Annotated in this window: 29 protein-coding genes; 12 read left to right on the forward strand and 17 right to left on the reverse strand. The window is 53.2% G+C overall.

Annotated features, from left to right (window positions below):
* Window positions 1–3: 3 nt before the first annotated feature.
* Both CVV30_03675 and CVV30_03680 read right to left on the reverse strand, forming a co-directional pair.
* The gene (locus tag CVV30_03675) at window positions 4–792 is read right to left on the reverse strand and encodes a fructose-bisphosphate aldolase (GenBank protein PKL70465.1); all 789 of its coding nucleotides are present in this window, start codon (window positions 790–792) and stop codon (window positions 4–6) included.
* Window positions 793–1,124: 332 nt separating this feature from the next.
* Window positions 1,125–2,348, reverse strand: coding sequence for a hypothetical protein (locus tag CVV30_03680; GenBank protein PKL70466.1), 1,224 nt, complete (start codon window positions 2,346–2,348; stop codon window positions 1,125–1,127).
* 1,284 nt (window positions 2,349–3,632) lie between these two features.
* On the opposite strand from CVV30_03680, the gene CVV30_03685 reads away from it, so the two are divergent.
* Entirely contained in the window at window positions 3,633–6,695 is a 3,063-nt protein-coding gene (locus CVV30_03685; protein PKL70467.1) for a hypothetical protein, read from the forward strand.
* Window positions 6,696–7,194: 499 nt separating this feature from the next.
* The gene (locus tag CVV30_03690; GenBank protein ID PKL70468.1) at window positions 7,195–7,845 is read left to right on the forward strand and encodes a flavodoxin; all 651 of its coding nucleotides are present in this window, start codon (window positions 7,195–7,197) and stop codon (window positions 7,843–7,845) included.
* Window positions 7,846–7,922: 77 nt separating this feature from the next.
* On the opposite strand, the gene CVV30_03695 is transcribed toward CVV30_03690, so the two are convergent.
* Window positions 7,923–8,129, reverse strand: a complete 207-nt coding sequence (locus tag CVV30_03695) for a hypothetical protein (protein PKL70469.1) — start codon at window positions 8,127–8,129, stop codon at window positions 7,923–7,925.
* Between the two features lie 16 nt (window positions 8,130–8,145).
* Between CVV30_03695 and CVV30_03700 the strand changes: the two genes are divergently transcribed.
* Window positions 8,146–8,478, forward strand: a complete 333-nt coding sequence (locus tag CVV30_03700) for a hypothetical protein (GenBank protein ID PKL70470.1) — start codon at window positions 8,146–8,148, stop codon at window positions 8,476–8,478.
* Window positions 8,479–8,514: 36 nt separating this feature from the next.
* Window positions 8,515–8,700 carry a hypothetical protein gene (locus CVV30_03705; protein PKL70471.1) on the forward strand — a complete coding sequence of 62 codons (186 nt, stop codon included), beginning with the start codon at window positions 8,515–8,517 and terminating at the stop codon, window positions 8,698–8,700.
* Between the two features lie 134 nt (window positions 8,701–8,834).
* On the opposite strand, the gene CVV30_03710 is transcribed toward CVV30_03705, so the two are convergent.
* Both CVV30_03710 and CVV30_03715 read right to left on the reverse strand, forming a co-directional pair.
* Window positions 8,835–9,536 carry a hypothetical protein gene (locus tag CVV30_03710; GenBank protein PKL70472.1) on the reverse strand — a complete coding sequence of 234 codons (702 nt, stop codon included), beginning with the start codon at window positions 9,534–9,536 and terminating at the stop codon, window positions 8,835–8,837.
* 110 nt (window positions 9,537–9,646) lie between these two features.
* Complete coding sequence (locus tag CVV30_03715) at window positions 9,647–10,009, reverse strand: hypothetical protein (GenBank protein ID PKL70473.1); 363 nt, start codon at window positions 10,007–10,009, stop codon at window positions 9,647–9,649.
* 57 nt (window positions 10,010–10,066) lie between these two features.
* Here CVV30_03715 and CVV30_03720 point away from each other — a divergent pair, with 57 nt between their 5' ends.
* The gene (locus CVV30_03720; GenBank protein ID PKL70474.1) at window positions 10,067–10,282 is read left to right on the forward strand and encodes a hypothetical protein; all 216 of its coding nucleotides are present in this window, start codon (window positions 10,067–10,069) and stop codon (window positions 10,280–10,282) included.
* A gap of 111 nt (window positions 10,283–10,393) precedes the next feature.
* Here CVV30_03720 and CVV30_03725 read toward each other — a convergent pair whose 3' ends face one another.
* Complete coding sequence (locus CVV30_03725) at window positions 10,394–10,651, reverse strand: hypothetical protein (GenBank protein ID PKL70475.1); 258 nt, start codon at window positions 10,649–10,651, stop codon at window positions 10,394–10,396.
* Between the two features lie 37 nt (window positions 10,652–10,688).
* Between CVV30_03725 and CVV30_03730 the strand changes: the two genes are divergently transcribed.
* A complete protein-coding gene (locus CVV30_03730; GenBank protein PKL70476.1) occupies window positions 10,689–10,931 on the forward strand; it encodes a hypothetical protein in 243 nt (80 codons plus the stop codon).
* A gap of 86 nt (window positions 10,932–11,017) precedes the next feature.
* On the opposite strand, the gene CVV30_03735 is transcribed toward CVV30_03730, so the two are convergent.
* On the reverse strand, window positions 11,018–11,293 hold the full coding sequence (locus CVV30_03735) for a hypothetical protein (protein PKL70477.1): 276 nt from the start codon (window positions 11,291–11,293) through the stop codon (window positions 11,018–11,020).
* Between the two features lie 136 nt (window positions 11,294–11,429).
* On the opposite strand from CVV30_03735, the gene CVV30_03740 reads away from it, so the two are divergent.
* Both CVV30_03740 and CVV30_03745 read left to right on the forward strand, forming a co-directional pair.
* Window positions 11,430–11,609: a hypothetical protein gene (locus CVV30_03740; protein ID PKL70478.1), complete on the forward strand. Its 180-nt coding sequence runs from the start codon at window positions 11,430–11,432 to the stop codon at window positions 11,607–11,609.
* 220 nt (window positions 11,610–11,829) lie between these two features.
* Window positions 11,830–12,705, forward strand: a complete 876-nt coding sequence (locus tag CVV30_03745) for a CPBP family intramembrane metalloprotease (protein PKL70956.1) — start codon at window positions 11,830–11,832, stop codon at window positions 12,703–12,705.
* Between the two features lie 319 nt (window positions 12,706–13,024).
* Here the strand turns inward: CVV30_03745 and CVV30_03750 are convergent, their stop codons facing one another.
* From CVV30_03750 to CVV30_03765, 4 genes are all read right to left on the reverse strand, one after another.
* Entirely contained in the window at window positions 13,025–14,863 is a 1,839-nt protein-coding gene (locus tag CVV30_03750) for a hypothetical protein (GenBank protein PKL70479.1), read from the reverse strand.
* Between the two features lie 42 nt (window positions 14,864–14,905).
* Window positions 14,906–15,115, reverse strand: a complete 210-nt coding sequence (locus CVV30_03755; protein ID PKL70480.1) for a 4-oxalocrotonate tautomerase — start codon at window positions 15,113–15,115, stop codon at window positions 14,906–14,908.
* 18 nt (window positions 15,116–15,133) lie between these two features.
* Window positions 15,134–16,291 (reverse strand): aldo/keto reductase, encoded by a 1,158-nt coding sequence (locus CVV30_03760; GenBank protein ID PKL70957.1) that lies wholly within the window; start codon window positions 16,289–16,291, stop codon window positions 15,134–15,136.
* A 139-nt stretch (window positions 16,292–16,430) separates the two neighbouring features.
* Window positions 16,431–16,793 carry a transcriptional regulator gene (locus tag CVV30_03765; protein ID PKL70481.1) on the reverse strand — a complete coding sequence of 121 codons (363 nt, stop codon included), beginning with the start codon at window positions 16,791–16,793 and terminating at the stop codon, window positions 16,431–16,433.
* A 134-nt stretch (window positions 16,794–16,927) separates the two neighbouring features.
* Here CVV30_03765 and CVV30_03770 point away from each other — a divergent pair, with 134 nt between their 5' ends.
* Both CVV30_03770 and CVV30_03775 read left to right on the forward strand, forming a co-directional pair.
* Complete coding sequence (locus CVV30_03770; GenBank protein PKL70958.1) at window positions 16,928–17,167, forward strand: hypothetical protein; 240 nt, start codon at window positions 16,928–16,930, stop codon at window positions 17,165–17,167.
* A 176-nt stretch (window positions 17,168–17,343) separates the two neighbouring features.
* Window positions 17,344–17,634, forward strand: a complete 291-nt coding sequence (locus CVV30_03775; GenBank protein ID PKL70482.1) for a hypothetical protein — start codon at window positions 17,344–17,346, stop codon at window positions 17,632–17,634.
* 317 nt (window positions 17,635–17,951) lie between these two features.
* Here CVV30_03775 and CVV30_03780 read toward each other — a convergent pair whose 3' ends face one another.
* The 3 genes from CVV30_03780 to CVV30_03790 form a co-directional block, all read right to left on the reverse strand.
* Window positions 17,952–18,446, reverse strand: a complete 495-nt coding sequence (locus tag CVV30_03780; GenBank protein ID PKL70483.1) for a hypothetical protein — start codon at window positions 18,444–18,446, stop codon at window positions 17,952–17,954.
* A gap of 71 nt (window positions 18,447–18,517) precedes the next feature.
* A complete protein-coding gene (locus CVV30_03785; GenBank protein ID PKL70484.1) occupies window positions 18,518–19,312 on the reverse strand; it encodes an aminoglycoside phosphotransferase in 795 nt (264 codons plus the stop codon).
* Complete coding sequence (locus CVV30_03790) at window positions 19,305–19,529, reverse strand: hypothetical protein (protein ID PKL70485.1); 225 nt, start codon at window positions 19,527–19,529, stop codon at window positions 19,305–19,307. The genes CVV30_03785 and CVV30_03790 overlap by 8 nt, the downstream gene beginning before the upstream one ends.
* Window positions 19,530–19,664: 135 nt before the next feature.
* Here CVV30_03790 and CVV30_03795 point away from each other — a divergent pair, with 135 nt between their 5' ends.
* Both CVV30_03795 and tfb read left to right on the forward strand, forming a co-directional pair.
* Window positions 19,665–20,906 carry a hypothetical protein gene (locus tag CVV30_03795; GenBank protein ID PKL70486.1) on the forward strand — a complete coding sequence of 414 codons (1,242 nt, stop codon included), beginning with the start codon at window positions 19,665–19,667 and terminating at the stop codon, window positions 20,904–20,906.
* 396 nt (window positions 20,907–21,302) lie between these two features.
* Entirely contained in the window at window positions 21,303–22,307 is a 1,005-nt protein-coding gene (tfb, locus tag CVV30_03800) for a transcription initiation factor IIB (GenBank protein ID PKL70487.1), read from the forward strand.
* Between the two features lie 348 nt (window positions 22,308–22,655).
* Here tfb and CVV30_03805 read toward each other — a convergent pair whose 3' ends face one another.
* The 3 genes from CVV30_03805 to CVV30_03815 form a co-directional block, all read right to left on the reverse strand.
* Window positions 22,656–23,423, reverse strand: a complete 768-nt coding sequence (locus tag CVV30_03805; GenBank protein ID PKL70488.1) for a hypothetical protein — start codon at window positions 23,421–23,423, stop codon at window positions 22,656–22,658.
* 197 nt (window positions 23,424–23,620) lie between these two features.
* On the reverse strand, window positions 23,621–25,762 hold the full coding sequence (locus CVV30_03810; GenBank protein ID PKL70489.1) for a hypothetical protein: 2,142 nt from the start codon (window positions 25,760–25,762) through the stop codon (window positions 23,621–23,623).
* Window positions 25,763–25,872: 110 nt separating this feature from the next.
* Window positions 25,873–26,898 (reverse strand): anion permease, encoded by a 1,026-nt coding sequence (locus tag CVV30_03815; GenBank protein ID PKL70490.1) that lies wholly within the window; start codon window positions 26,896–26,898, stop codon window positions 25,873–25,875.
* Between the last annotated feature and the right edge of the window lie 13 nt (window positions 26,899–26,911).

Here is a 26,911-nt window from a genome sequence, read left to right on the forward strand (position 1 = left end):
TAATCACTTCAGTATTTCCAGTGCTTCTTCAACGCTCTTGTTCGCATGTACAATGCAGGCAGCGGCCCGCACGAATTTTGCCGGGTTCTTGTGCTGGAAGGCGTTCCTGCCGATCGAGATGCCGGCTGCCCCGCCTGCCATCGCCCCTTCTATCAGTTCCAATGTTGTGCGGTCATCCGTCTTTGAACCTCCGGCCACCACGACCGGCACCGGGCAGCCCCGGGTCACTTCCCGGAACGACTCCGGGTCACCGGTGTACACCGTCTTGACGATATCTGCGCCGAGTTCTGCTGCCACCCGGGCTGCGAGCTTGACGTGATCGACATCGTTTGCGACACTGATGTTCTTGCCCCGGGGGTACATCATGGCAAGGAGCGGCATGCCCCATTCCATGCATTCCACCGCGACCGTCCCCAGGTCCTGCAGCATCCGCTCTTCGGATTCCGCCCCGATGTTGACATGCATCGAGACCGCATCGGCTCCCATCTTAAGGGCATTGGTCACGGAGTTGACCAGCACCTTGCTGTTCGGGTCCGGCGCAAGCTTGGTGCTTGCCGACAGGTGCAGGATCAGGCCGATGTCGCGGCCACCCTGCCGATGCCCATGCAGGGCAAGCCCCACGTGCCCGATCACCGCGTTTGCCCCGCCGTCTGCGATCATGTTGACGGTCTGGCCCATATCGATCAGGCCCGGGATCGGCCCGTCCGAGACCCCGTGATCCATCGGTACGATGATGGTCTTTTTCGTATTGCGGTTCATGATTCTTTCCAGACGAATTTCTTTTCCTCTCATAGTAAACAACAACTCCTCCCTCTGCCTTCGCGATATATAAAAGCGAACCAGAGGGCTTAACGATACCAATAATAAAAACCAAAAACGCTAAAGCGATACCCTGCGGTATTGGCTTCAGACTGTTCAGAAACGGATGACTCTATGCAACGGGCGGGTGAACTAGTGGAGATAAAGGCCTTCACGGGCAAAAAAACCCTCATGAATGCTGTAGCACTCGTCCTGCATACTCTATTGTATGATGCCGGGGGTATATATTTGTGTGTGCTAAGGCTTAGCATGATGGTGGGGAAATACGAGGAATAAGGGGAAAATGCAAGAAAATAGGGATAATATTATTTGTTATCTTTTAGACTACTATTCCAAGATTTTTGATGAGATATCGCATTTTTCATTACAACAATTGTCTCATTATTTTTCGTTAACACCGTCATGGTATCTTTTGTTGTTTTGATTATGTATATATTTGATAAATCCTCATTGACACAATCTACTTTTAAGAAAATTGAGTATTTTTCGTAGGGAATATTCAGAATTGCATTGTAAAAAAAATGACTAAACATCAAACAGATCAATATGATAAAAAAAATCAACAATGAAAATTGTAAGGATATTGTTACAACAAGCGCAAAACCTGAGAGAATAAACGTCCAAAAATCCAATTGATCTAAAATCTTGAAGTATATTTTAATATTGTCTTCATTGTTATCATATGAAAAATTAATTTGTTCGATCTTTTGATACGGATTATCTAATGAAATCTTTTCCTTTAATTCTGATATAACAATTAAAGATATGAATAAAATGCCTATGATCAGAATCAAGAAAGTGAATTGATACCAATTTTCTTTAATAAGAACTATACTGCCAAAATTCAGAATAATTAAAGCAATTACAATGGTCAATATCGCAGAATAAATGAAATATGACATCTTATTTCTGTCATCATCATCAGAATCCATAAACTTGGAAAATAAACTCGCTTTTGTCCGAATAATCTCTAAAATAATAATAAAAGCGCCAATTGTAGCAATTATTGCTATTAAAAGAGTAATCCAATCTGTAATTCTTAATGTATTATTATTTAAATCGCAGACAACAGCGTTATTAATTGTCAAATTTTGAGAGCAATTGAGAACACTTTGACTATTTGTTAATGACCAAAGTGTCAAAATTTGTTCACGAGGATTATTGGTTTGATCAAATGGGAATGTTGTTACAGAATTTTTTTGGATTGCGATTGCTCCAAAACCGTTAAAAAGGACTAAAATTAGTAAAATACAGGAATATGCAGTAATAATTTTTATTAACGTGGAAGGTTTTCTTTCAGGATCTTTATAATAGCGTACAATGAAAATTAGAGGTAATAAAGAGAATATCAACTCAATGACGAAAAATAGAATTGTATAATCAAATGATGAAAATAAGGTAAATTTTTTTATAAACTCGAAAAATGACTGTAGAATTATCCAAGAATTAAGTAGAAGTATGAAAGATCCCAATAATCCAAATAAAATAAGTGAGAAAAATAGAATTATTATTTCACGCAAGGCAATCATCTCGATTTAATTTTTAAAATTCTCCAATAAAATCCATTTATTTATAAAATATCATCATCATATATATTGAGTTCTCTCTAATTTTCGTTAATATAAGATTCGCGATTTTTCCCCCTTTTCCTTATCGCGTGTCTGTTGTTTAGACAGAATACCGGTAATTGATTCTCCGCGGGGCTCCCTTTTTAGATATATCGATAGATGCCTTTCATTTCCCAACAACGATGAACGCTGCCGCCCCCGAAGGGACGCCCCCGCGGCGGTTCAATGACTAAGAAAAACCTCCCCGCCCCGCCGTGCCCCGGAGGGGCCCTGAGGCGGGGAACCCTCCTTAGTATATAGTGCACAACCATCCCACCGATTTTTTTGTACAGATGATATACTAAGAAGAACTAAGCTAACCCCCATCTATTCTAATCCCCAGCACCCTGAGGGGGGTTCCCCCCACTCAAACGTACGAGGGGGGGATACCCACCCCATCTCCAAAACCCGAGGGGGGGACCCCCTCCCCCCCTGTCTTGCGCAAGACAGGGTACCCCCCCCCTTTTCCGCATCCACAAAACCCCCGCTGCGAGTGGACCCCCGTCTGAAAACCCGGGCACAGGTCCGCTTCAGCAAGGGGGGGACCCCCCCACTCAAAAGTACGAGAGGGGGTACCCTACCCCCCTATCCAAAAAATGAGGGGGGGTATACCCACCCCCTCTCCAAAAAGCGAGGGGGGGATCCCCTCCCCCCTGTCTCGCGCAAGACAGGGTACCTCCCCCCCTCCGGGCGCACATGCCCCTCCACCGCTTCGCATGGAGTCACGCCGGAGAGGGTTTTTCGTAAGCGGTTGTCCGGAGGGTGGGATACCCCCTCTCCTGCCAATGAGTGGGGGGGACCCCCTCCCCCTCTCCAAAAAATGAGGGGGGGTCCCCTGCGTACCCTACCCCCCCTCTTGCGCAAGACAGGTTACCACCCCCTCCCCCCCACTGAAATTTAAGAGGGGGTCCCCTGGGTACCCTACCCCCCCTCTTTCCCGGGACAGGGTCCCCCCTCCCTCAGCAGCAGCCACCCGCGATTACCCTCAATCACATCGGGAGAACCGGTACGGAGAGCCTGTTGGGAAATTTTCCGAACTGCCATCATAAAAATTCCCCTTTTGTTTAACAACATTTATCCTCAACACTGTCGATGCTATTCACAACATCCCCTATTCAGGGTTTCTGATTACTTTCCGGCGTGTGTCGGAACTTCACAACGATCTCGGGATCTGCTGATAATGATCAATCTTACAGGAAGAATGGAATGACGATGAACGGTCTGCGAATAATACCGGGAATACTCCTGATTGCCTGCCTGCTGCTTGTCGGCACTGCCGGTGCAGCAACTCCCACGATAACCACCATCACGCCAGCCATCGGGGTCAATACGACCAGTGTTTCCATACCAAACGCTGGTACGAACTTCGCTGCCGTTGCCGCTCAGATGAGGTCTTCGCTATCTGGTAATCTTTCATTCACTCTGGTTACCCGGGAACGGGAAAAATCCCTGAACGGGATCACACATGACGCGATGGTAACGCTTAAGAAGCAGATCCAGGCATCGCTCTCTGAATTCCGGTACAATGAACAAAGCGGCGCATGGACTGCGGTAAATTACGACCAGCACATGGCGTTCCAGACAACGGATGCCGGTGGCATCAGGATTACCAGTGACAACGGCACTGCCGGCATGCAGTTCGCCGGCATCTGCCGGGACGAATGCACCCTGACTACACCCGCCGGAATCATTCATGCTGACGGGACACGGCTTGAGATCGACCGGGGCCCTGCCACTGAATGGTACCTCAACAGCAATACCGGTATCGAACAGGGCATGACACTCGCGAACTCCCCTGACGGGACGGGAAATGTACAGGTAACATTCGACCTTTCCGGAACACTCACGCCAGCTCTTGAGGGCCAGACCCTGGTCTTCTCGGCCCGGAACGGCCCGGTCATTAAGTATGCAGGGCTGACTGCACACGATGCAACCGGCAGAACTCTCCCGGCAATAATGATCCTCACCGGCACCCGTCTTGTCTGGCAGGTTGACGACCGGAACGCGGTGTATCCGGTGACTATCGACCCGACATGGTCTCAAATAAAGATCCTCACCGCATCCGATGGAACGGATAATGCCTTATTCGGTAATGGAGTTGCCATTTCCAACGACACGGCGATTGTCGGTGCATATCAGGCAGCGGGAGGTGGGACCCAAAGGGGTGAGGCATACATCTTCCAGAAGGACAAAGGAGGAACCAACAACTGGGGACAAGTAAAGATTCTCACCGCCTCCGATGGAACGGATAATGCCCAGTTCGGTTGGTCAGTTGCCATTTCCAACGACACGGCAATTGTCGGTGCAGTCGTTGCGCCGGGAGGAGGAACCAAAAGGGGTGAGGCATACATCTACCAGAAGGACAAAGATGGGACCAACAACTGGGGACAAGTAAAGGTTCTCACCGCCTCCGATGGAACAGATAATGCCTTATTCGGTATTTCAGTTGCCATTTCCAACGATACGGCAATTGTCGGTGCAAATAATGCTCCGGGAGGGGGAACAAACCGGGGTGAGGCCTACATCTACCAGAAGGACAAAGATGGGACCAACAACTGGGGACAAGTAAAGGTTCTCACCGCCTCCGATGCAGTGGATTTTGCCGATTTAGGTACTTCAGTTGCCATTTCCAATGATACCGCAATTGTCGGTGCACATACTGCACCGGGAGGAGGAACCCAAAGAGGTGAGGCATACATCTTCCAGAAGGACAAAGATGGGACCAACAACTGGGGAGAAGTAAAGGTTCTCACCGCCTCTGATGGAGCGGATAATGCCCAGTTCGGATATTCAGTTGGCATTTCCAATGACACGGCAATTGTCAGTGCAAATCAGGCAGCGGGAGGTGGAACCCAACGGGGTGAGGCATACACATTCCGGAAGGACAAAGATGGGACCAACAACTGGGGAGAAGTAAAGATTCTCACCGCTTCCGATGGAGCGGATAATGCCCAGTTCGGTTGGTTAGTTGCCATTTCCAATGACACGGCAATTGTCGGTGCATATCAGGCAGCGGGAGGTGGGAGCCAAAGGGGTCAGGCATATACCTTCCGGAAGGACACGGGGGGAACCAACAACTGGGGGCAAGAACAGATCCTCTCCGCTTCCGATGGAGCGGATAATGCCGGTTTCGGTTGGTTTGTTGCCATTTCCAATGACACGGCAATTGTCGGTGCATATCAGGCAGCGGGAGGAGGGATAAAAAGGGGTGAGGCATATATTTTTGTCATACCGCCGACAGTTACCGGCATCTCCCCGACGTCCGGAACAACTGCTGGAGGTACGTCAGTTACGGTTACCGGGACTGGGTTTAACGGAGCCACTTCAGTGAAATTCGGTGCCACCAGTGCCGCGTCCTATACCGTGAACAGTGCAACGCAGATCACGGCGATTTCACCAGCCGGTGCTGCCGGTACCGTTGACATTACGGTTACGACTGGAGGGGGTACCTCCGTGACAGGAGCTGCTGACCAGTTCACCTTTACCGTAACTCCAACCCCGACCCCGACTCCCGCACCGGTAAATTATGGCGGGGACGGCGACATGCCCCCGTCAGCACCCGTGGCACAATCAACCTCCTCAGCACAGGTTCCCCTGTCAACCATTCCGGTAAATGTCGGGCAGATCGGTACTACCCCCATAACCGGTGTTATGGTTACCGGCACCGGGATCAGGGATATTATCGTAACAGCCACCGAAGAGAGCGGACCCGGTACCGGTATGCCGGTGCCTCCCGGGGCGGTCTACACCTATGTTGATATCTCACCGGCCCGGTTCACCACGATAACTGAGGCCCTCATCTCCTTTGTCGTCCCGCAGTTGTGGCTGGATGAGCACCATCTTGCCCCGCAGGATATCGTCCTGTACCACAGTGCCGGGACCGGCTGGCAGGCACTCCCCACAACCCAGGTCCGGACGGCCAATGGCCAGTTTTATTACACGGCGACAAGTCCCGGTTTCTCCCGTTTTGCCATAACCGGGCAGGCCGGTCTTTTGGGAAATACTTCCGTACGTAATCAGGTGACAACACTTGGCATTACCGTGCCGGCAGTCTCCCCGCAACCTGCAGTAACTACCCTGCCAGCCGGGAGCGTACCGGTAACCACCCAGACTACCGCAGTACCCGTCCCGGAACCAGTACCCGGTTTCCTGTTTAAGACCCTTTGCATTATCGGAACTGGGGTTGTAGTGCTGGGAGGTTTCGTCCTGCTGTTCCGGCGCTGGTGGATCCGCCGGCAGAACCCGGCGCTGTTCCGGAAGTATGATTAGAACTGTTCGCCGCGGGGCGCCCTTATTTTTTGCTAAGATGAACCCCGCCGCCCCCGAAGGGACGCCCCCGCGGCGGTTTCAATGACTAATAATAAACCCTCCCAGCCCCGCCGTCCTCCAAAGGGACCCCGAGGCGGGGAAACCCTCCTTAGTATTCCCCCACACCAACAATTCTTTCGTACAGATCATAGAACATAAAATAAGAAGAGCAGCCCACCCCCCATCCACCCTAATCTACAGGGGGGTGGTACCCCCTCCAAAGTACGAGGGTGGGATACCCCCTCTCCTGCCAATGAGTGGGGGGGACCCCCTCCCCCTCTCCAAAAAATGAGGAGGGGTCCCCTGCGTACCCTACCCCCCCTCTTGCCCGGGACAGGGTACCACCCCCTCCCCCCCACTGAAATTTGAGAGGGGGTACCCCTACCTCCCTATCCCGGGCAAAAGGGGTACCCACTCCCCGCCTCAATCTTTTTTATCCGCAACCGCCCAACGAACAGCTATGAAACTTCTTGCATTCAACGGGAGCCCCCGGAAAAAATGGAACACTGCGCAACTCCTTGAGCATGCCCTGGAAGGTGCCGAGTCCCAGGGCGCAAAGACAAAACTGTACAACCTGTACGATCTTGACTTCAAAGGCTGCATCAGCTGTTTTTCCTGCAAGCGTGCCGGCGGGAAGAACTACGGGCACTGTGCGGTAAATGACGATCTTAAACCCATCTTTGAAAAAATAGGAAAAGTCGATGCAATCCTGATAGGCTCGCCCATCTACTATGGAATCACGACGGGTGTCACGCGCTGTTTCCTTGAGCGGCTGATGTTCCAGTTCTCTGTTTACGATGCGGAGCGGTCCTCGCTCTTTGGCAAAAAGATCCGGACAGCCTTCATTTACACGGCCGGGGCATCGGATGATATGGTAAAGGAGATGGGCTTTGACCGGAATGCAAAAGGTACCGAGATGGCAATGGAGCGGATCTTCGGGTCGTGCGAGTCCTTCTTTGTCACCGATACGCTGCAATTCGATGACTACTCGAAGTACGTTGCCCCCCGGTTCGATCCGGAAGAAAAGAAGACGCGGCATAAGGAGCAGTTCCCGCTTGACTGTAAGAGAGCGTACGATCTCGGGGCCCGGCTAGCCCGGAAGGATTCATAACTGAACAATCCGGGAAGGGCTTCCGGAGGGACGTTCCCGTGGCGGGAACCCATGCGAGTTAATGACCAACCCGTAAATTATCCGAAAAAGAATGGCCCCTCAATTTCCCTCAACATGGGTCCCCCCTCTTGTCCAAGACAGGGTACCACCCCCTCCCCCCCTTCACATCTCCCGAAGGGCTGATCCTCCGGCCCCTCCATCCAAAAACTGCTGACCCCGTGTCCATGCAGATCCCATCCGCTTATATAGGCCCCCGTCTCACCTCTGGACAACAAGAGTTCCACAGGAGAGCACTCAAAAATGTCCCTTCCCGAAATGTCACCGCTTGCCCGGCTCGTATTGTTTATGATCTGCCTGTCCCTTGCCGGGACGCTCGTTGCCGGTGCGCACTATTTCGCCGTGGACCTGCCACAGCAGCGGATCGCTTTGCTGCCGCCTTCGAACGGTTATTGCGAGAATTTATGTGACTCGACGCATCTGGTTCAATTTTGTCAGGCCGAATGTAGTGCCAAATACCCCTTACAGCGATCTGAATTCTTTTCAAAAATTGCATGGTTGATGTGCTACGACTGGTGCGATGAGAATGCAGATACCAGCGATTACTTCCAGACCTGCGTGAACGAGTGTCGGTAAGGGAGGGCTGCAACGTCCCGGCACGCCACTGCCGGGGTGCACTGGTACGTCGTCGACCTCCCGCAGCAGCATATGCAGGCCCCGCAGAACGGCGGGCCGGCTGACATCCCGGGGCAGTGCCAGCAGACCTGCCAGTCGATGCACTGCATCGCCTTTATCCCCGGCCAGCCGGAGTGCGATGCGTTGTACGCTATCTGCCTGGCCGGTTGCGGCAGGTACTGAAAACCCCCGGGGGATCCCCTCCCGTCCCTCCTGCTGGATCTGGTGTAATGTTTTTGGCACTCTTCAGATCAGTGATTATGGGGTTTACTGCAGAGAAAAAATATTAAAAAAAATTATGTACTAATTTTTACGATTTACCCAAGTGCCCATGCGGCCTTGTTCTCCGCGTCGAGCGTGACCACAACGGCTGCCTTCCTGATATCGAAGGAGGCCGGGACTTCATAAATGAGGAACCCGGATGCGGCATTAGCGCTACCCGGCACGACAAATCCGATCACGCCTCCATTCTCGGAATCGTAATTATAAGGCGAACCAAGACCGTTTGCGAAGGTGAAATGCGGATCGCTGATGGGATGGGATGAATAATCTTTTCCTTCATAGTTCACGACGAACTGGCCGGTGGACAGGGCACCAAGGCTGGTTGTCCCGGTATTGGTGAGCCGGGGGTACACGAACAGGAATACATTGCCTTCTGCAGGATCCTGGGTGTTGTACCCGTACTGTGTGGTGAGAAGGGTATCACCGGCTTTCTGCTGAGCGCGGGCGCTGTTGAACGTGGGATCTGTCCAGCTGTAATTCGGCAGGATTTTTGCATTGTACACGGTTAATATGCCGGTCTGGTCTGCCTTTCCAATGGTTACCGGCTGATTAAGGGCAAGCGTTCCGGGATAGGGTGTAGCGGTGGGTACGGGAGTCGGGATGGTCGCTACCGGGGTTGATACCGTAGTTGTTATCGCAGATTGTGGATTTGTATTCTGCGACGAGCTGGTGCACCCTGCGCATAAGATTAGTACCAGGGTAATACCAAGAATTCCGATAATATGGACCGTTTTCATACAGTGACAATTATTATCTGCGGATAAAATGGTTTGGATAAATTGCAGGATTTGCCACATGGGTAAATTTTTTTTATTTTTTGTGGGGTTACAGGATATTTATCAGCCCGTCAGATGGTCCGGTACCTGAGCGGGGATTGGGTAAGGATCTTTTCACCTTTCCGGTCTGTCTCAATGATCGATATTTTAACGTCAGCATCGTAGGGGATAGAAACCGGTAGTTCTGGAGCCTTAATAACAAAATATCCCCTTTTGTTGAATTCAGCGGGAACCGGAAACCGGTAGTCTTTGGGATCGTCCTTTAGGGTGATCTGCACACAGTAATTCGGGCCTGCTCTCGGTATCAGCCCCTGGCCATCAACCCGCAGCGATTGATCGTGATACAGTACCGTTTCAGGATCCGGCATCTCCTGCACTTTCCTTCTCTCGTAGAGGGCAATGATCCTTAATCCGTCGTTTTCCAACCGGCTCATGCAGAGTACTGAGCTGCCCGGTTTCTTGAATTGTACGCAAATATTCACGACCAAAACGTGGAAAACCTGTTCTTAATAAAAAATGCGGATACAATACTTCACGGAATCAAACATCCCGCCCGGGTTTTCCGCCTCGCAAAGAGTGCTAAAGAAGTATATTTACGGGTTCAGTTTTCCGGGAGATTCACCCTTTCGGGGCTGAATGAACCTATTCCAAAAAAAGGGACCTGGTTTTTTTTCGAATGCGGCATAAAATTGTTACCGGATGAGTGAAACAGAGCGCAAAATGGGATCTGTTGGGAGGCACTCAAAAAAAAGGATCTTACCTTCATCCGGGGCTTTGATCCCCACAGGAAAGGTAATCCATTAAAAAATCCTGTATGCTTATACCCGGACACCATTCCAGTACTGGGTGGTGTTCTTCAGGGCATCTTTTCCATCAGCAGTGTCTACCCAAAGACCTTTGAATGATTTGTCATCGTCGGCTTTTTCGAATACGAAGAACCCGGCATATACTCCCGTGTCATCGGTCTCGTTCCAGGTGCCGGTAATTTTGCCGTCCTGCACAATTGCTATGATGGTACCGTTGCCGTGGCCATACGATCCGGTGACGGATGAACCGGTCTGGGTGAGCGTGAGCATCTCAATGACGTCGCTGGAGCCCGGGGAACTGTAGTTTGTGTTCCAGGTGCCGTTCCATGATGCAGGTGCAGCGGTTGTGACTGCGGGCGCAGTGGTAGTCGTGGCAGACTGTGTTGCCGGTGTGGTAGCAGGTGAGCTTGTGCAGCCTGCAGCGAGAAGCATTGCGCAGATGATGCCGGCGAAGATAAGAACCAGTAATTTTCTCATAATGATGATCTCGATATTTTACCATTTTTTTGTAATTAATCCTGCTGGAATGATCCGGGATGGCAGCTGGTAAAAACCGGGGAAAAGTTTCCATCCGCAATTGCACGGGGGAATAGACGAACCGGTAAAGAATGATCGTATGTAAAAAAAAGGATTTTTCTAACAGGAAGCTAAACAGGCATTATACTCCGTCAGGCAATCATTCCGGCAGGAGTTGATATCGCTGCTTTTCTTGCAATAGGGAATACAGGGATAGTACTGGGCATCGCAGTACTGGCTGCAGGTCATCAGGGTGTTGGCCGGTGCCTGCAGGTTCTGCTGCTGCGGGAGGTCGACTGCGTAATAATGGACCCCGGCAATACATGTCCCGGCAACTGATAAGCAGATCATGAAAAGCACGAGCCGGGCGAGGGGTGAATGAGGGGATCCTGGCATCGTTGTAACCATCCTGATGAATTAATCAATATTATCTTGTTGGGAGCAAGGGATATTTAAACGGTGGGAATCTGGAAAATCCCCCCTTTTGACCCATCGCGATAATTATTATTGTTCATCAACAAAATAATTTGATATGACCAATGATCAGCCATCCGATGCTATGAAAAAACTCGTGCATTTCATAATAGCGCTTGCAATCCTCGGCACAGTCATCGCACTTGCATGGTATTTCGCTGTAGATCTCCCCCTCCAGCAGGCTGCGGCAAACCTGGCCCCGACGAACATTCCCTGCCAACCCATGTGTTTTGATTAACGGAAAGGTACGATAAAAACCAGCAGGTTTTCACCTTTTTTTTATTCCGCGGCAGATCCCCCTCACGATGAACGCCTCGCTCACCCGGCAAACCCGCCGTGTCCCGCCCATTCGTGATGTCGTCTCCCCTGTGCGTGAGATGCCCTCCCCCCGCTCTGTGATGATAATGCTGCACAGGTAAATGGAAACCCTTATCTCTTTTCGGTCGGGGAATTTGTTTATGGAAACTCCAGCCCCAACCGTGACCTGCGGCTCACCGGCCGCTCCGGCCAACCCCCGGGTCACTGTCCTGACGTTCGTTATCCTCGCATTTGCGTTCTCATCGGTATTCTGGTACCTGACTTCGATGACACCGCTCATAGCAGACAACCGGGGCATCATGATGGCATACACACTCGGGCTTATGTGGTGCCCGACGCTCGCCGCAGTCATCACCCGGCTCTGGTTCCAGCGGAACCTGAAGGGCTTTGGTATACGGCTTGGAAAACCGGTCTGGCTTGCCATGGGAATCCTCATCCCCATCACGGTCGGACTTGTCATGTTCGGTTTTGCGTGGATCACCGGTATCGCATCGTTCAATTCCGATAATGCCCTTGTTGTCTTCTCGCTCTCATTCATCCCCGCGTTCATGTACGCCATAGTGTTCAACATTTTTGCTGCTGCCGGGGAGGAGTTCGGCTGGCGGGGCTTCCTCGTCCCCGAACTGGGCCGGTTCTCCGGATTCACAACCATTGCGCTGATCTCCGCAGCCGTCTGGACCTCGTGGCACATCCCGATGATCCTCTTTGGTACCTACCATGGCACAGGACCCGTCTGGTATTCGCTTGCTGTTTTCATCCCTTCGGTCATGGGCGCCGGGGTCATCCTTGCCTGGCTCCGCCTCGCTTCGGGAAGTGTCTGGGTAGCGATCCTCTTCCACGGGTTATGGAACTATTTCATCCAGGCCTTTTATCCCGCCCTCACGGTCACGACACCGGCCGGATCCGAGATGCTGGGCGAATTCGGGTGGTTTGTTGCGATCGTTTACGTTGTCCTAGCTCTCGTCTTCTGGCATTTCCGAAACCGGCTCCCGAAGCTGCCCGCAGAAGGGTTGTGATTGGCAATTATTTTTTTTTAAAACCGGTTCCTAAAAAATCTCGTAATCTTCATGATTGGACTCACAATCCTCGGCGCTATCATCGCGTTCGCTTGGTATTATGCTGTGGATATCGCCCTGCAACAGGCCGCACTCCACCCGCCAGCGAACATAGTAATTTAACAGAACTAAAATGGAGTTTTAAAAAGGTATCGCGAAAGACGAGAGAAATTCCCCGTTCATAAAATACGGCGGTAATTGCAGTTCTCCTGTCTCGTCCGGGACAGGGTACCATCCTCCATTCTGAAAATTGAGAGGGGAAACCCCCTCTTCCTTCTTGTTACGCCCGGTTAAATATCGCGGTATTGCCATTAGCAAAGACGAGCGTCGTATTCAGCTCGCGGACCGTGCCATCCGCTCCGGTGCCGAAGATAACATTCCCCTCAAAGTCCGGACCCCATTGCGGGCACGTGGCAGTGAAGGTATTTGCATCCCAGGGGGACAGATTGTAGATCACCGCTCTCTTTCCGTACGTGAGGCTCAGGTTCCCGTTCACTTCTGCAATCATTGCCGTACCATAGACATCATTCGTGTAGGGCCCGGTGTATTCTGAAAGGGCAAGGGGCTGGGTTGGGGTTGCCGGCCGGACCGGCTTTGGGGCAAGGAGCCCGGCACTGGTCTCCTGGTACGTTTTTAAGGATTCAGCACTGGCATCCGGTCCCTCCCGGCCGAAATACCGGTTGTAGAACGCAAAGGCAAGCGCATCGGGAAGGCCCGCATCAGCTACATTGCCAAGAACCACGATCCCAACGTCCTTGCCCGGGACAAGGAGCACCATGGCATGGTTACCTCCCGTCTCACCGTTGTGCCAGACAATGGACGGCGACCCGGCCACTTCCTGGTACATCCAGCCCTGCGTGTAGTACATCTTCGACGTACTCATCGCATCCCCAACCGGAGTCTTCGGGCTGTGCAGGTGGGCCATGCTCTCCGGGCTGATGAGTTGCTTACCCGCATACGACCCGTTCCCCAGGTTGAATATCGCCCAGGTGGCCATATCCTTCACGTTGGCATTGATACCGCCGGCCGGTCCCATGCTGTCGGTAAAATCATTGAACAACCAGTCGGGATCCGTGGGAACCGGCCCGGTCCTGTTGCCGGGCAGGACACCGGTTGTGTGGAGGGACACATGATTGGGTGCGGCCCTGAATGCATCATACCCGGTGGTAGCGCTGGTCATGGAGAGGGGTGCAAAGATCCGGGTCTGGAGGTTCTCCTCCCAGCTCTTCTGGCTCGTCTTTTCTATCGCTGCTGCGGTCACCAGAAATGCCAGGTTCTGGTACGAGAATGCCGAACGGAAGCTGGTAATTGGTTCGGCATAGCGGAGGGCATGAATCATGTCGCTCCGGGAGTACCCGACTATCGGAAGGTCAGTTCCCCAGTAACCTTCAAGGCCGCTTCTCTGGGCAAGCGAGTCGGTGATCGTGTACTCTTTGGTCACCCACGGGTCTTTCATCCGGAAGTCCGGAACGTAACGGATCACCGGATCGTTCCAGTTCATCCGGCCGCTGTCCACTTCCATGGCAGCGAGTGTGGCGGTAAACGCTTTGGATGTGGAACCTATCTCAAAGACGGTGCCGGTAGTGACCGGATCGGAACCCCCGGCGGTCTTCACACCATACCCTTTGGCAAAGACGATCTTGCCATCCTTTACAATCGCGACTGCCATGCCCGGGACATTCCAGTCCTGCCGTGCCTGCTCCGCGTAGGTATCAAAACCGGTAACGAACTCGTGGAGCTCTGTTTCATTCTGGGGATTCACCCCGGTACCGGAAAATGACTGGCCCGTGGCCGGAGACGGTGCGGGAGATACCGGGGCCGTACCCGTAGCAGCCGTACAGCCGGCAGAAAGAATCAGGAGTGCTACAATAACCAGAACAAGGATACAACCGGAAAAATCCTTCATTATTGTGAGTTGATGGGGGCATATTTTAACCTGACGAAAAGTGGAGTAAAAAAGATGCTGGTTGAATAAAACCCGGTTAACTTCCCGGGATACTGAAATTACGGCCCTGTTCCATCTTATTTCGGGACAATGTGTGCCAGGGTATTCCGGGCAGTGTTCGATTGGGGGGGCCACCCCCCTCCTCAGCAAGGGTGTTCCCCTACCCCCCATCATGGCAGGGTAACCCCTTCTCAAGTGCGATCGGAACAAGGGAATCTATTTGGGAGGCGCACCCGGAGGTAATTTCTGCTGGGAGAGCGGGACTCCCCCAACACCGATAGCATCAGTCGGGTACTCCCGGATATACACAAAAAATGCGGGTGGCGGAAGTTTCGTGATCTCCGACGCGGTTTTAGTCAGTTTCTCGATCAGTTCTGCTTTTGTTTCAGGGCTTACCGCCCAAAGATCAATCGTAATTACCGGCATAGTAATACCTCAGTTTTTTCATTTCCCGAATAAATCCCCAACATCCTGTAAATATTCCCGGATGGGAAGATGCTGCGGACATTTGTCCTCGCACTCCCCGCACAGGACACAACAGGAGGCAAACCCCGGAATTCCCCCGGAAAACGAACCGTCGAGGGCCCAGAGGTATACGCCCGCTGCTTTCTCCTTTGCCTCGTAGGTGTACGCCTGGTTGTAATACATGAAGCATGAGGGAATATCAACGCCGTTTGGGCACGGCATGCAGTAGCGGCAGCCGGTGCACGGGATCTTCACCCGGGAGGCAAACGTCTCCCGCATTGTTTCAACAACGGCAAGTTCTCCGGGTGAGAGAGAATTCGCCCTGCCCTGCTCTGCACTGGCAAGGTTCTCTTTAACCTGCTCTATTGCATTCATACCGGAGAGCACGACCGTGACTTCCGGGTGGTTCCAGACCCAGCGAAGTCCCCATTCCGACGGAGTGCGCCGGACCGGGGCGCTCTGGATATGCTCGTGGATTGCGGGGACGTCTCCCGAGAGGAGACCGCCCCGGAGCGGTTCCATGACAACGATGCCAAGGCCCTGTTCCGCTGCATACCTGAGCCCCTGCGTGCCAGCCTGGTACTCTTCGTCCATGTAATTGTACTGGATCTGGGCAAAGGTCCACTCATAGGCATCGACGATCTCCTTAAAGACCGGGAACTGGTCGTGGAAAGAGAACGCAGGGTACCGGATCCGGCCGTCGGCCCGGGCACTGTCAAGGAATTCAAGTACGCCGAGTTTGGAAAGGTTCTCCCATGTTTCGCCACCCAGCCCGTGGAGGAGATAGAAATCGATATGATCCGTTGCGAGCTTTGCAAGCTGTTCATCCAGGTACCGGCCCATGTCCTCCCGGCTGGTGACAAGCCAGCTCGGGAGCTTGGTGGCGAGAAAAACCCTGTCGCGGTACCCGTCGCCAAGCGCCTTCCCGACAACCACCTCGCTTTCCCCGTTGTGGTACGGGTAAGCCGTATCGATATAATTGACCCCGCCGTCGATGGCGGTGCGGATCAGGGCGGTTGCCTTTGGCACATCGATCTTTCCTCCAGCCTGCTGACCCTCTTCAGGAGGTAACCGCATGCACCCGAAACCGAGGATAGATATCTCGTGATTAACCTGGGGGAACTTCCTGTACAGCATCCTCTCACCATTCTCTAATTTACGATGACTCCGCGGAGATAAAAAGGGATCAGGGACAAAAATGTCAGCAAGCCAGGGACAAAAAGTCTGCAGGCCCGGCCGGCAGAACATCCGATACCGGCGCGAGGGAAAAGCGCGGTTAGTGGCTCTCGTTGATCTGGTCTGCCAGTTCCTCATCTGCCCAGTTTTTCAGCGACATGAGGAGCGGGATGATGGTCTGCCCCCGCGCCGTCAGGGCATACTCGACGCGGGGAGGCATGCCGGGATATTCCGTGCGGGAGACCAGGCGATCTGCTTCAAGGGCCCTGAGCTGCCTGGTGAGCATTTTTGGGGAGATCGCGGGCAGTTTTTCCTGGATTGCCCCGAAACGGAGCGGGGTTTCCTTGATCTTCCAGAGAATATGCGGTTTCCATTTCCCGCCAATCACATCCATTGCCGCCTCGAGCGAACAGACGTACATCCGTTTTTTGGGCATATACCGGTATTCCGGGTGCCGATACATTAACGGTTGCGTTTTGTTTTTCCCGAGTCCGGGTTTTTACCGGAACGGTAATGATGCATCGGGAGCGGCATGACAACACCCTACCTGATTCTTTTATATTCATAGAAAAGATAAAATTCTGTGAGTTGAGAGACATGGAGACAGAAACATCTGAGCAGGGCATGAAAAACTGGTGCGGATCCAAAACTCACATGATGAAGCATATGTGTCACCACGGGTCGGGCGGTGCACTGTATGGACTGGGCTTTTTAGGGGCCCTCTGGTATTACCTCACGACGGCAACAAGCCTGCTGGGGGGAATCCTGGGAGTCATTAAAGCGATTCTCTGGCCTGCTTTTCTGGTGTATGGATTGTTAAAGTCCCTTGGCATGTGAAGCAGAAAAGGCATCTGAAATTTCAGTGGTGCACAACCCCCCCTCTTGCCCGGGAATATTTCCCGTTTTTCCAAATCATCCGCGTTTATATGCCCGTCACTCCAAACAAGTTATAACGAGGTTGGTTTTTTTTGTCTTCAACTCCTCACGAAAGATCGCCGCTCGCCCGGCTCGTATTGTTCATAATCTGCTTATCGGTAGCCGGTACCCTGGCAGCCGGGGTGCATTATGCCCTTATCGATCTCCCGCAACAGCAGGATGTGAAGGTGCCGGTCAATTCTGCCTGTTCATACGCCATGTTTGACTCCTGTGCACGGTATGGAGACATGTGTTACGAATGTATCGCCTTAGGCGAAACTTCCTTTGGATGCGAGATCTCAGGAAGTGAAAAAATTGCAATCTGCAGTTCCCCGTATCAACCAAAGAAGGAATGTGACCTTTACACAGGTCTCTGCATAGAGGTCTGATAGATACCATGATGGCATCCCCGCCCCCCACACAATCACCCCTTTTACGGCTCGTGCTCTTTATGATTTGCTTATCGGTCGCCGGAAGCTGTCTTGCGGGATTACATTATGCTGTCGTGGACCGGCCGGCACAACTTCAGGCACTGCACCCGCCAGTGAATTCCGGGGATCCGGCATTTACCACAACGGGTTTTACCTTTTGGGACTGGTTGTTCGGTCCACTGAATGGGAAGAATTGTAATATACGGATCGATTCTGCGGGTAACTGGCATTTCGCGTGCGATCCTTAACTGCCGTCGGGAAGCGACGGGATCCCTTTAACCAGATGTTGTCCGGATAATCCGGTGTTCCGCGGTCACTTTCCCGACCTCGGCAAACATGGCGGCGATCGGGCAGAGGCGGGTAAGAGTCTGGTCGATGATCGTTGACACAAGAGCTTCGTCCGCATCGGCCCGGAGCGTGATGGTCAGGTGGACATGATCGAAAAATGCCGGCATGGTCTTAACCCGGGTCCCGTGGATGCCAATCGTCAGCTCCTCCGGGACAATGCCCTTGTCCGACAGCGCAAGGAGGATCTTCACGCCAACGCAGCCGCCGAGCGAGCCGACCAGGTACTGGATGGGGTTGGGCACCGTCCCGCGCCCGCCCATCCCGACCGGGGCTTCCATCGGGTAGGTGATCCCGGACGATGTGAGAGCGGTAAAAGCACCGTCGCCGCTGTACGTGACGGTCATGTCAACCGGTTTCCACTCCATCCTTGACTGGTCCCAGGGGATCTCCGCACTCATGCTTACCGGTTGTCCCTGTTGCATAAGAAATCATGCGGGGCGGGGGGCTTTAGCCCCATGAGTGTTAGTGAAAATTCAGATCCTCCGTCCGGTTTTTAAAAAAGCGGTCGGAGGATCCGCTTTGCATCCTCAGAAAGGAACCCGTACAGCGATCCTGCCATGACCGGAAGCCACGCAAAGACCTCTTCCCTGGAAATGCCCGTAGAAGCGCAGTACTTGGCAAGGTGCATCTCACTGAGGTCCTTCCTGCCCATGAGGAAGTAGTCCATGTAACTCCGGGCAACATCCGCTGCCGGGTCCCCGAGGGCTACTTCGGCCCAGTCGATTATCTTGTACGATGACCCGTCAAAGAGGATATTGCCGCCGTGGAAATCCCCGTGGAGAATTGCAAAACCGTCCGGGAGGGACGCGAGACGGGAAAGAAGCGGCTCCCGCTCCGCATCCATAAGCCCGGGGGCCACGAGGATATTTCCCCTGAGGACTAACTTGATTGGGCGGAAGTGGGATGAGATCACCTTGTGCATCGCGACCTGGAGTTCTACCACTTTGTCGAGACATTTGGCGGTCTTCTCCGGCGATCGCACCATCCGGTCTGAGAGAGATTCACCTTTCACCTGGTCCATCAGGATCGCGGTCCTGCCAAGGAACGTCTCAACACCATAGACTTTGGGGGCCGGAATACCATGCTCCGCCACAGCAGCCAGGGTAAATGCCTCTTGGAACACCTGTCGTGAAGGCTGGCCAAGCCGGTAGACCTTTGCCGCGATGCCATCGCGGGCATAGACTACCGCAGACATCCCGCTGCCAACCTGTTCGCCATAGCGTTTCTTAAACTCGTCATCATTCTTGGGCGCTGCGTTTCTGGAAGTTCCTGAATTTGTGTCAGCCATGGAGATTCCCCGCTTGTGCGTTCTGGAAGATCTGGATATTATAGGTGAATATTTCATCCCGGGCATTCCTAAAGACTTCGATCTGAAGCGAGGGTAAGAGATCTGCGGGCACGGGATGCCGTCCCGGGCCCCCATTGGGGATGCTCCCTTTTTCGGTGTCGATGAGTGGAAAAGGAATATAATTAAGCACTCTTATCTCACCAAACGGGTAATCCATCTCATCGAAAGCGTCCCACCCATCCGGACGGGATCATTTCAAAACCCACAAATAGAACCGGTACAAGAATTCCCTACGGGAAAATATGACGGCCGGGACACCGGTGTACCAAAAAACTCCGGAGATTACGCTGCTATGACAAACGAAACCGCCCATGTCCCGGCATATACCGGTGAATTTGATTTCACGCTGGAGTCCGTGATCCTGCTTGTTCTTGGAATCTTCATGGGCCTCTTTGGTCTCCTCCTCTTCTCCATCACGACCGGTGCACTCCCCTATGCCCCGGACAGCACCTATGGTCTCTTCCTGGTCATCGTTGCGCTGCAGGTCATCACGATGGGCAAGACTCCGCTGGGGGATCTCCGCCGGACATGGCTCGTTATCATCCTCGGGATTGCGGCCGGCATCACCGGGATGCTTGCCTGCTTCATCCCCGGACTCCTCTCCGATATCGTACGGATACTGGTCGGTGTTATCCTCATCCTCGGGGGTGCAGTCCTCCTGCTCCAGCTCTTCTTCCACAAGGAGAAGGCCGCCCACTGGTTCAGTGTCCCCGGCATCCTCCGGCACCTCACCGTTGCCTGCGCTCTTGTATATTTCATGGCGTTCCTGCTCGGTCTTGTCACGCTCATCCCCGCCATCACGACCAACCAGCTCACTGCCGTTCTCCTCATCATCGATGGAGCAGCCCTCTTCTACCTTGCCTGGTGCATCGATGTTGTCGGGAAGAAATACCCAAAGAAGCCTGAACCGGCCGGTGAGGTCCGGGAAAAAACGGGCCTGATCTTCCTTATCCGGGAAGTCCCCCTGCCGTTCACGACCGCATTGCTCATCTTCCTTGGCGTGCTCTTAACGCTGCTAGCCATCCTGCTTGTCCCGGTCAACCTTGGGACGCTTCCGTTCTCGCCCGATGGCCAGCTCGGGCTTCTGCTCGTTATCATGGCCATCCAGATCCTTGCAATGGGCGAGACGCCCCTTGGAGCGTTTAAGCGTTCGTGGTTCATTGTCACGATTGGCCTCGTCTTTGTCGCTATGGGGGTCTATTCCTGCATTGTACCGGGGGTTCTTACCGACCTGCTCCGCGTTATGCTCGGTCTCCTCAACCTTATCGGCAGCCTCGTCCTCCTTGCAGGCCGGGTTGTGCCGATGGTGTTGCAGCTGAGAAACGCTCCGGCCCGGCCGGTTGCGCTTCCGACACCACTGCGGAACCTTCTCCTCACCCAGACCGCACTCAATATCATCGGGATCCTCTTTGGCATCTCCATGCTCCTGCCAGGGTTCATCCCCGGCATGGTCACCGCAGCGATCCTCTTCTTCAATGGCCTGCTTCTCTTCTTCCTCGCGTACATCCTTGGCACCCTGCCCGCAGCGGAGTGATTTAAAAAGGAAAATTCATTTTTTCCTGGCAGGAAGCCCCACTCCTTCGCATTTATCCCGGCCTATGCCACCACACAAAAGCATATATCCTTGCTCAGATAACTGACCACGACAAGTCTGGTGAATTCTACCGGACGGTAAACTGTCGAATGGTCCATGATTATTTTTGTACTGATTGTGAATTTATCAGGAAAAAAATGGTCACGGGACTCAAAAGATCGGCAGTGAAAGAAATGTCATGCCCTGCCCGGTTCAACCCGCGGGAAGGGAAGTGGATGCCGGCAAACGGGGGCAAATCCGCACAAATGTCCGCGGAATGAAGATGTTACGCGGATATACCGGTAAAAATGCAGCAGAAAATACCTGGACAACCAGATCATCAGCAAGGGAATGTGAATGGCGGAAATTGAACAGTTAAAAGTCCTCCAGTCTCAGCGGGAATCGTTCAAATCACGAACGAAACAGAATGAGCTGGAGAAGAAAGCGGAAAACCAGACCGAAACCACCTGCCCGGAGTGTGGCAGCCGCGTGCTGGTCCACGACCGTGAGCGGGCAGAACTGGTCTGCAAGAATTGCGGGCTGGTACTTGATGACGAGTTCATTGACCGGGGTCCCGAGTGGCGTGCGTTTGACTCCGAGCAGCGGAACAAACGGGCCCGTACCGGCGCACCGATGACCATGACGATCCATGACAAGGGTCTCTCCACCATGATCGACTGGCGCAACAAGGATTCGTATGGCAGATCGATCTCGTCCAAGAACCGGGCCCAGCTTTACCGTCTCCGCAAATGGCAGCGCCGTATCCGCGTCAGCAATGCGACCGAGCGGAACCTGGCGTTTGCACTATCGGAACTGGACCGGATGGCTTCCGCACTGGGCCTGCCGCGGAACATCCGCGAGAGCTCCGCGGTGGTGTACCGTGATGCCGTTGATAAGAACCTGATCCGTGGCCGGAGCATCGAAGGCGTAGCAGCAGCAGCGCTCTATGCCGCCTGCCGGCAGTGCAGCGTGCCCAGAACCCTCGATGAGATTGCAGAAGTCTCCCGGGTATCGAGAAAAGAGATCGGCAGGACTTTCCGGTTCATCTCCCGTGAACTGAGTTTAAGGCTCCTTCCAACCTCGCCGATGGACTACGTGCCCCGGTTCTGTTCGGGCCTCACCCTCAAAGGAGAAGTCCAGAGCCGGACCATCGAGATCCTCCGGCTGGCTACCGAACATGAACTGACGAGCGGCAAGGGGCCAACCGGTGTCGCGGCAGCAGCGATCTACATTGCCTCCATCCTCAGCGGAGAGCGGCGCACCCAGCGCGAAGTAGCAGAAGTTGCCGGTGTGACCGAAGTCACCATACGGAACCGGTACAAGGAACTTGCAGAAAAACTGGATATCGAGATCATTCTCTGATCACCGTTTATGGTAATGCTTCAGAACGACCAAAGGGCGCTCATATTCAGACCTCTTAATTGAGCGTCCTCATTTTTCAACTGCGATGGACCCCACCGTTCCCGAAGGGATTCCCCGCGGCGGTTCTGGTGCCTTGGCAAAGTGAGAAATTTTCCCGCCCCGATGTACCTCAAAGAGACCTTGGGGCGGGAAAACCTCGCAGGATAATGGACAATCCTGAAAATTTAAAAAAAAATGGGTGGTACCCTGTCCACATTACCCGGGGGGAAATCTACTCCTTTCGCAGCACAAAGAGAAGTGACCCTGCTGTAGGCATGGTCCCGCTCCGGGAACAACGAACGGTGGATCTCATACCCAGCCAAAGAGACCTTTATTCTGTTGAGCCTGGGCTATAAGCTGTTGCTCCTGTGCCAATTGCTGCTGGAGTATCTGGATCTGCAGTTCCATCTGTGCACGGGTATCTGCATCCAGTGTTGTGGTATTCATAAGATCCCCGATCTCGCTGATGCGGGCCTGGTTCTGTACGGTCAGGTTAGCCAGTTCCGCTGCAGCCTGTTGGTCGCCGCCAAAGAAGAACAGGCTGAACATATCCCGGTTCTTTATCCGTTCCTCGTACTGCTGGCTTGCAATTGCGGAATTGTTGAACTGCCGGGCAATTGCTGAGATCTGCGGGCCAATCCCCCCGGTGCGATTTTCCATGGCCAGCAATGCGTGGACCGCTTCCCTGACCTCGTTCTGGTTCCTTTCTAAACCCGGCGGGATCGTGCTTTCGTTCCGCAGTAAAGCCCCGTGTTCCTCGCCACTCTGGTTCTTCAGCCCGGGAACCGGGGAGATTGTGCGTGGCGTATATGAGTTATTCCTGTTCTCGTTCCGTACTTCCTGTTGATCGTTTCTTGCGATATTTTGGGTCTGCGTAAGGGAAATGCGGTTGTCTTCAGCCCCGCTAACATCACTCTTTCCCCCTTGAGACTGGCCGTTATTCTCTGCGGCCCCGATTGAGATGCCGTTCTGAACCCCCTTTTCCTCCTTTTCTGCAAGTACCGGCAGTACAAGGAACGAAAGAAACAGGGCAATGATCAATAGCATGTATATTTTTTTCATATTCTTTTCCTCCATTTTACTACCACCATTGCATAGGAAGCCAATAAAATTACCTGCTCGTTACCGGGAAATGCCGGTCGATGAACTTTAGAAATTTTTTACCGAATGGGATGGATTCCCTGCTATCGCGGGACCATATGACCCTGCCGGAACAATTGCAGGAACGACGATTTGCCCCAGCCACTAGCGCCAGCAAAAAAATAGTTTTTCGTTTATTGTTTCAGGTACTGCATAACGGGCGTGTCGATATCGAATTTTCCCGTACTTTTCATCCGGACATGCGAGCCGGTCACTTTCTTGTACACTTCAGGATAGAGTTGCCGGAACGTGATGTTGCCATCTGCCTGGAGCGTGGTGATAACACCTGAGGTGAACTCGTCAGAGAGCCATTGTCGGATGTCCACATCGTAGGTAGCCCCGAGCGAGGGTTCATTTTTGGCTGCCCCGGTCAGGTACAGGATACCCGGTGCGGTAACATTGGTGGCCATGCTCTCCCCAAAACAGGTATCCACGAAAAAGGCGATCTGCCGGTATTGGTGATCTTTTCTCATCGAATTCGTAAGAGCAGTAAAATCTTCCGTGGTCAGTAACGAGTTACCCGTTCCGAATACGATATTGCCCGGCGATCCGTGACTTGCAATATACACGAACACATCGGTGCTGGCATTGCTCTCCAGCACAACCGGGGTGAATTCGGTCCTGGTGCCGGTCATAACGTTCCCAAACGTGGCAGCAGTCACATTTGCACCGGTGTAATCCGCCTGCGCCCCGGACCGGATATTCTGTCCCTTGGGAATATTATGGATGTCTCCCCGGAGGGGATTTTCCGGGACGGTGGGGACATCATCGTATACCATGAGAATGATGTTGTTGTCGCTGACCCCGTTCTGGCGGAGCAGGGTATAGACGGCCAGGGCATCGGCCTGGTGCCGGTAATTTGACCATCCCCGCGAGGGACCGACAATTACGGCTTTAAAATTTGTCCTATCGACCGGAGCGCTGTATGTTACGGTAAGGGTTGACGACGAGGACATAAGTCCGGCCGAAGCCCGGGACTGCCCGGCAGATTCGCCGCCAATTTTTTCCGTGACGGTGCTGTTATTTGAATCAAGGACCCGGATGGTCCGGAACGTGCCGTTGTTTACCTGCCAGTTGGCGTAATACGAGGCGATTGGGTCTACGCCCAGCACTTCATCGTACTCCAGGCCACCGCTTGCGCCGGTGATCCAGGGCATGGGCCCATGCAGGGTATCCTGAAGCGCTGTGCGGATTCCCTGGGCATCCCACCCGGTGACTGTTGCTTCGCCAAAAACAACCTCATGGACCGAGTCTGCAAGCGACTCAAAGGGGGCTCGCTCCTGGCGGGCTTCGGTAAGTGCGGCTATCAGGAGGGCATCATATGTTGGCGCGGCAAAATCTGCCGGCCGGTACCCGAATTTCTTCTCGTACGCTTCGGTAAACCCGGTTGTCGGATCGGCCGTAGGGCCGGTCCCCTCAAGTCCTTCGGCAGCTGCGCCAAGCGAACTGATCAGGGCCGGTTTGGCCGCGGCATCGGTGAGGAACAGTTTTGTCCTGCTGCCGGACCGGTCGATCGCCCGCTTGATCGTTGCAGCGTCTTGCGGCCACGCCACTGCAACAATATAATCCGGGTTAGTCTTCAGGGCCTCGGTTACATCGGCTTCAAGCGTGGGCGACCCTGCATCGAACTGGCGAATGAACGGGACCTCGATGCCGTATTCGGTTGCAAAGAACCCGGTCCAGTCATAGAAGGTATCGCCATAGGTGCTGTTCTCCGCGAGCAATGCAATTTTTGTCACCCCTTTGCCTTTCAGGATCGTGAGGATAACCTTGACCTGGGCTACATCACCCTCCACGGTCCGCCAGATATACCCGTTCTTTCCGAACGCTCGCAGGATATCGCCGGATGTCGCGGCCGGGCTGATCAGAACTTTCTTTTTCGCAATGAATCCGGGAGCGAGCGCGAAGACGTCAACACTTTTGTCCGGTCCTATCACGATCCGGATGGAATCATCGTTTAAGAACTCCTGTCCCAGCCGGGTTGTATTACCGGATCCCGTATCCTTGTATACGAGTTCAACCGGCCTCCCCGCTATCCCGCCCTGGCTGTTGATGGTGTCTTTGGCCCATTCGAGCGGCACTTTGAATTCTACATCGCCGGTCATGGGAAGGAGGACACCGATCCGTACCGGGGTGTTTGCGTGGATGATCGTGTACCCTATCCAGGCGCCGGCGGCAAGGAGTGCCAGAATAAGAGCGATGAGCAGAATCGTTTTCTTGTTAATGAATATCACCCCATTACTCAGGATGGATCGGGTTATCCCGGGTAAGAGCATCTTTTATTTTGTATAATAATGATGGGAAAAGCGGCATGATAAGGATAGTTATCCGGGGCCTCTTTTACCTCGGTCTTGCCCGGGATAGGATGAGATTCCAGCCCCTCCCCCTACATGAACAGGCTGATTACCCGGAATATCAAAAACCCGAGCCCGGCACTGAGGGGAATGGTCAGTACCCATGCCCACAGGATCCTTTTCCCGACACCCCAGCCAACATTATGAACTCCGCTCGTGGAACCCACGCCCATGATCGCAGAACTGATCACCTGGGTAGTACTGACCGGGATCCCTCCGAGGGTTGCCCCGATAATGGTCATGGCGCTCGCGGTCTCTGCGGCAAACCCATGGACCGGCCGAACCTTCATGATCTTGTATCCCATGGTCTTGACAATGCGCATACCTCCTGAAAGGGTGCCAAGCGATATCGCGCCATAACAGGCAATGATGACCCATGGCGGGACAGGAAGGTTGCCCGTGTCGGCAGATGCCCCGAAATAGCCGATGGAGAAGAGCAGGGGAAGAATAATGCCGACGGTCTTCTGGGCATCGTTCGAACCATGGGAGAAGCTGAATAACGCCGCCGAACAGAGCTGGAGTTTTTTGAAATAATAATCAGCTTTTACCTTCGGAGCTCCCCGGACGGTGCGGAGCAGGAGGACCATGAACAGGTATCCCGCAACCAGGCCGACAATGGCAGACACGACCATGAATGCAATGGTCAGTCCGATCGTTTCCCAGTGAATCACCGATACACCAGCCGCAGAGATCCCCGCTCCCACCAGGCCCCCGATGAGTGCATGCGACGATGAGGTGGGAAGGGCGACCTTCCAGGTGAAGATATTCCAGGCTATCGCCGCGAGCAATGCCCCCAGGATAATGTACGGGATCATGCTGGCTGCAACCTGGTTGAGGTTGACGATATGGGCCATCGTGGAGGCTACGGCAACTCCCATCACGAATGCAGCAACAAAATTAAAAAACGCTGCAAAGATCACCGCTTTTCGCGGCGTGAGGACTTTTGTTGAGATGACCGTGGATATCGCATTTGCCGCATCGTGGAACCCGTTGGTAAAGTCGAAGATCAGGGCAATGATGATGATCGCTGCAATAAGGATTTCCGGTGGCAGAAGCATCTTAGTCCCCCCG

This window comes from Methanomicrobiales archaeon HGW-Methanomicrobiales-1 (genome assembly GCA_002839675.1).
Lineage (GTDB): Archaea > Halobacteriota > Methanomicrobia > Methanomicrobiales > Methanospirillaceae > Methanoregula.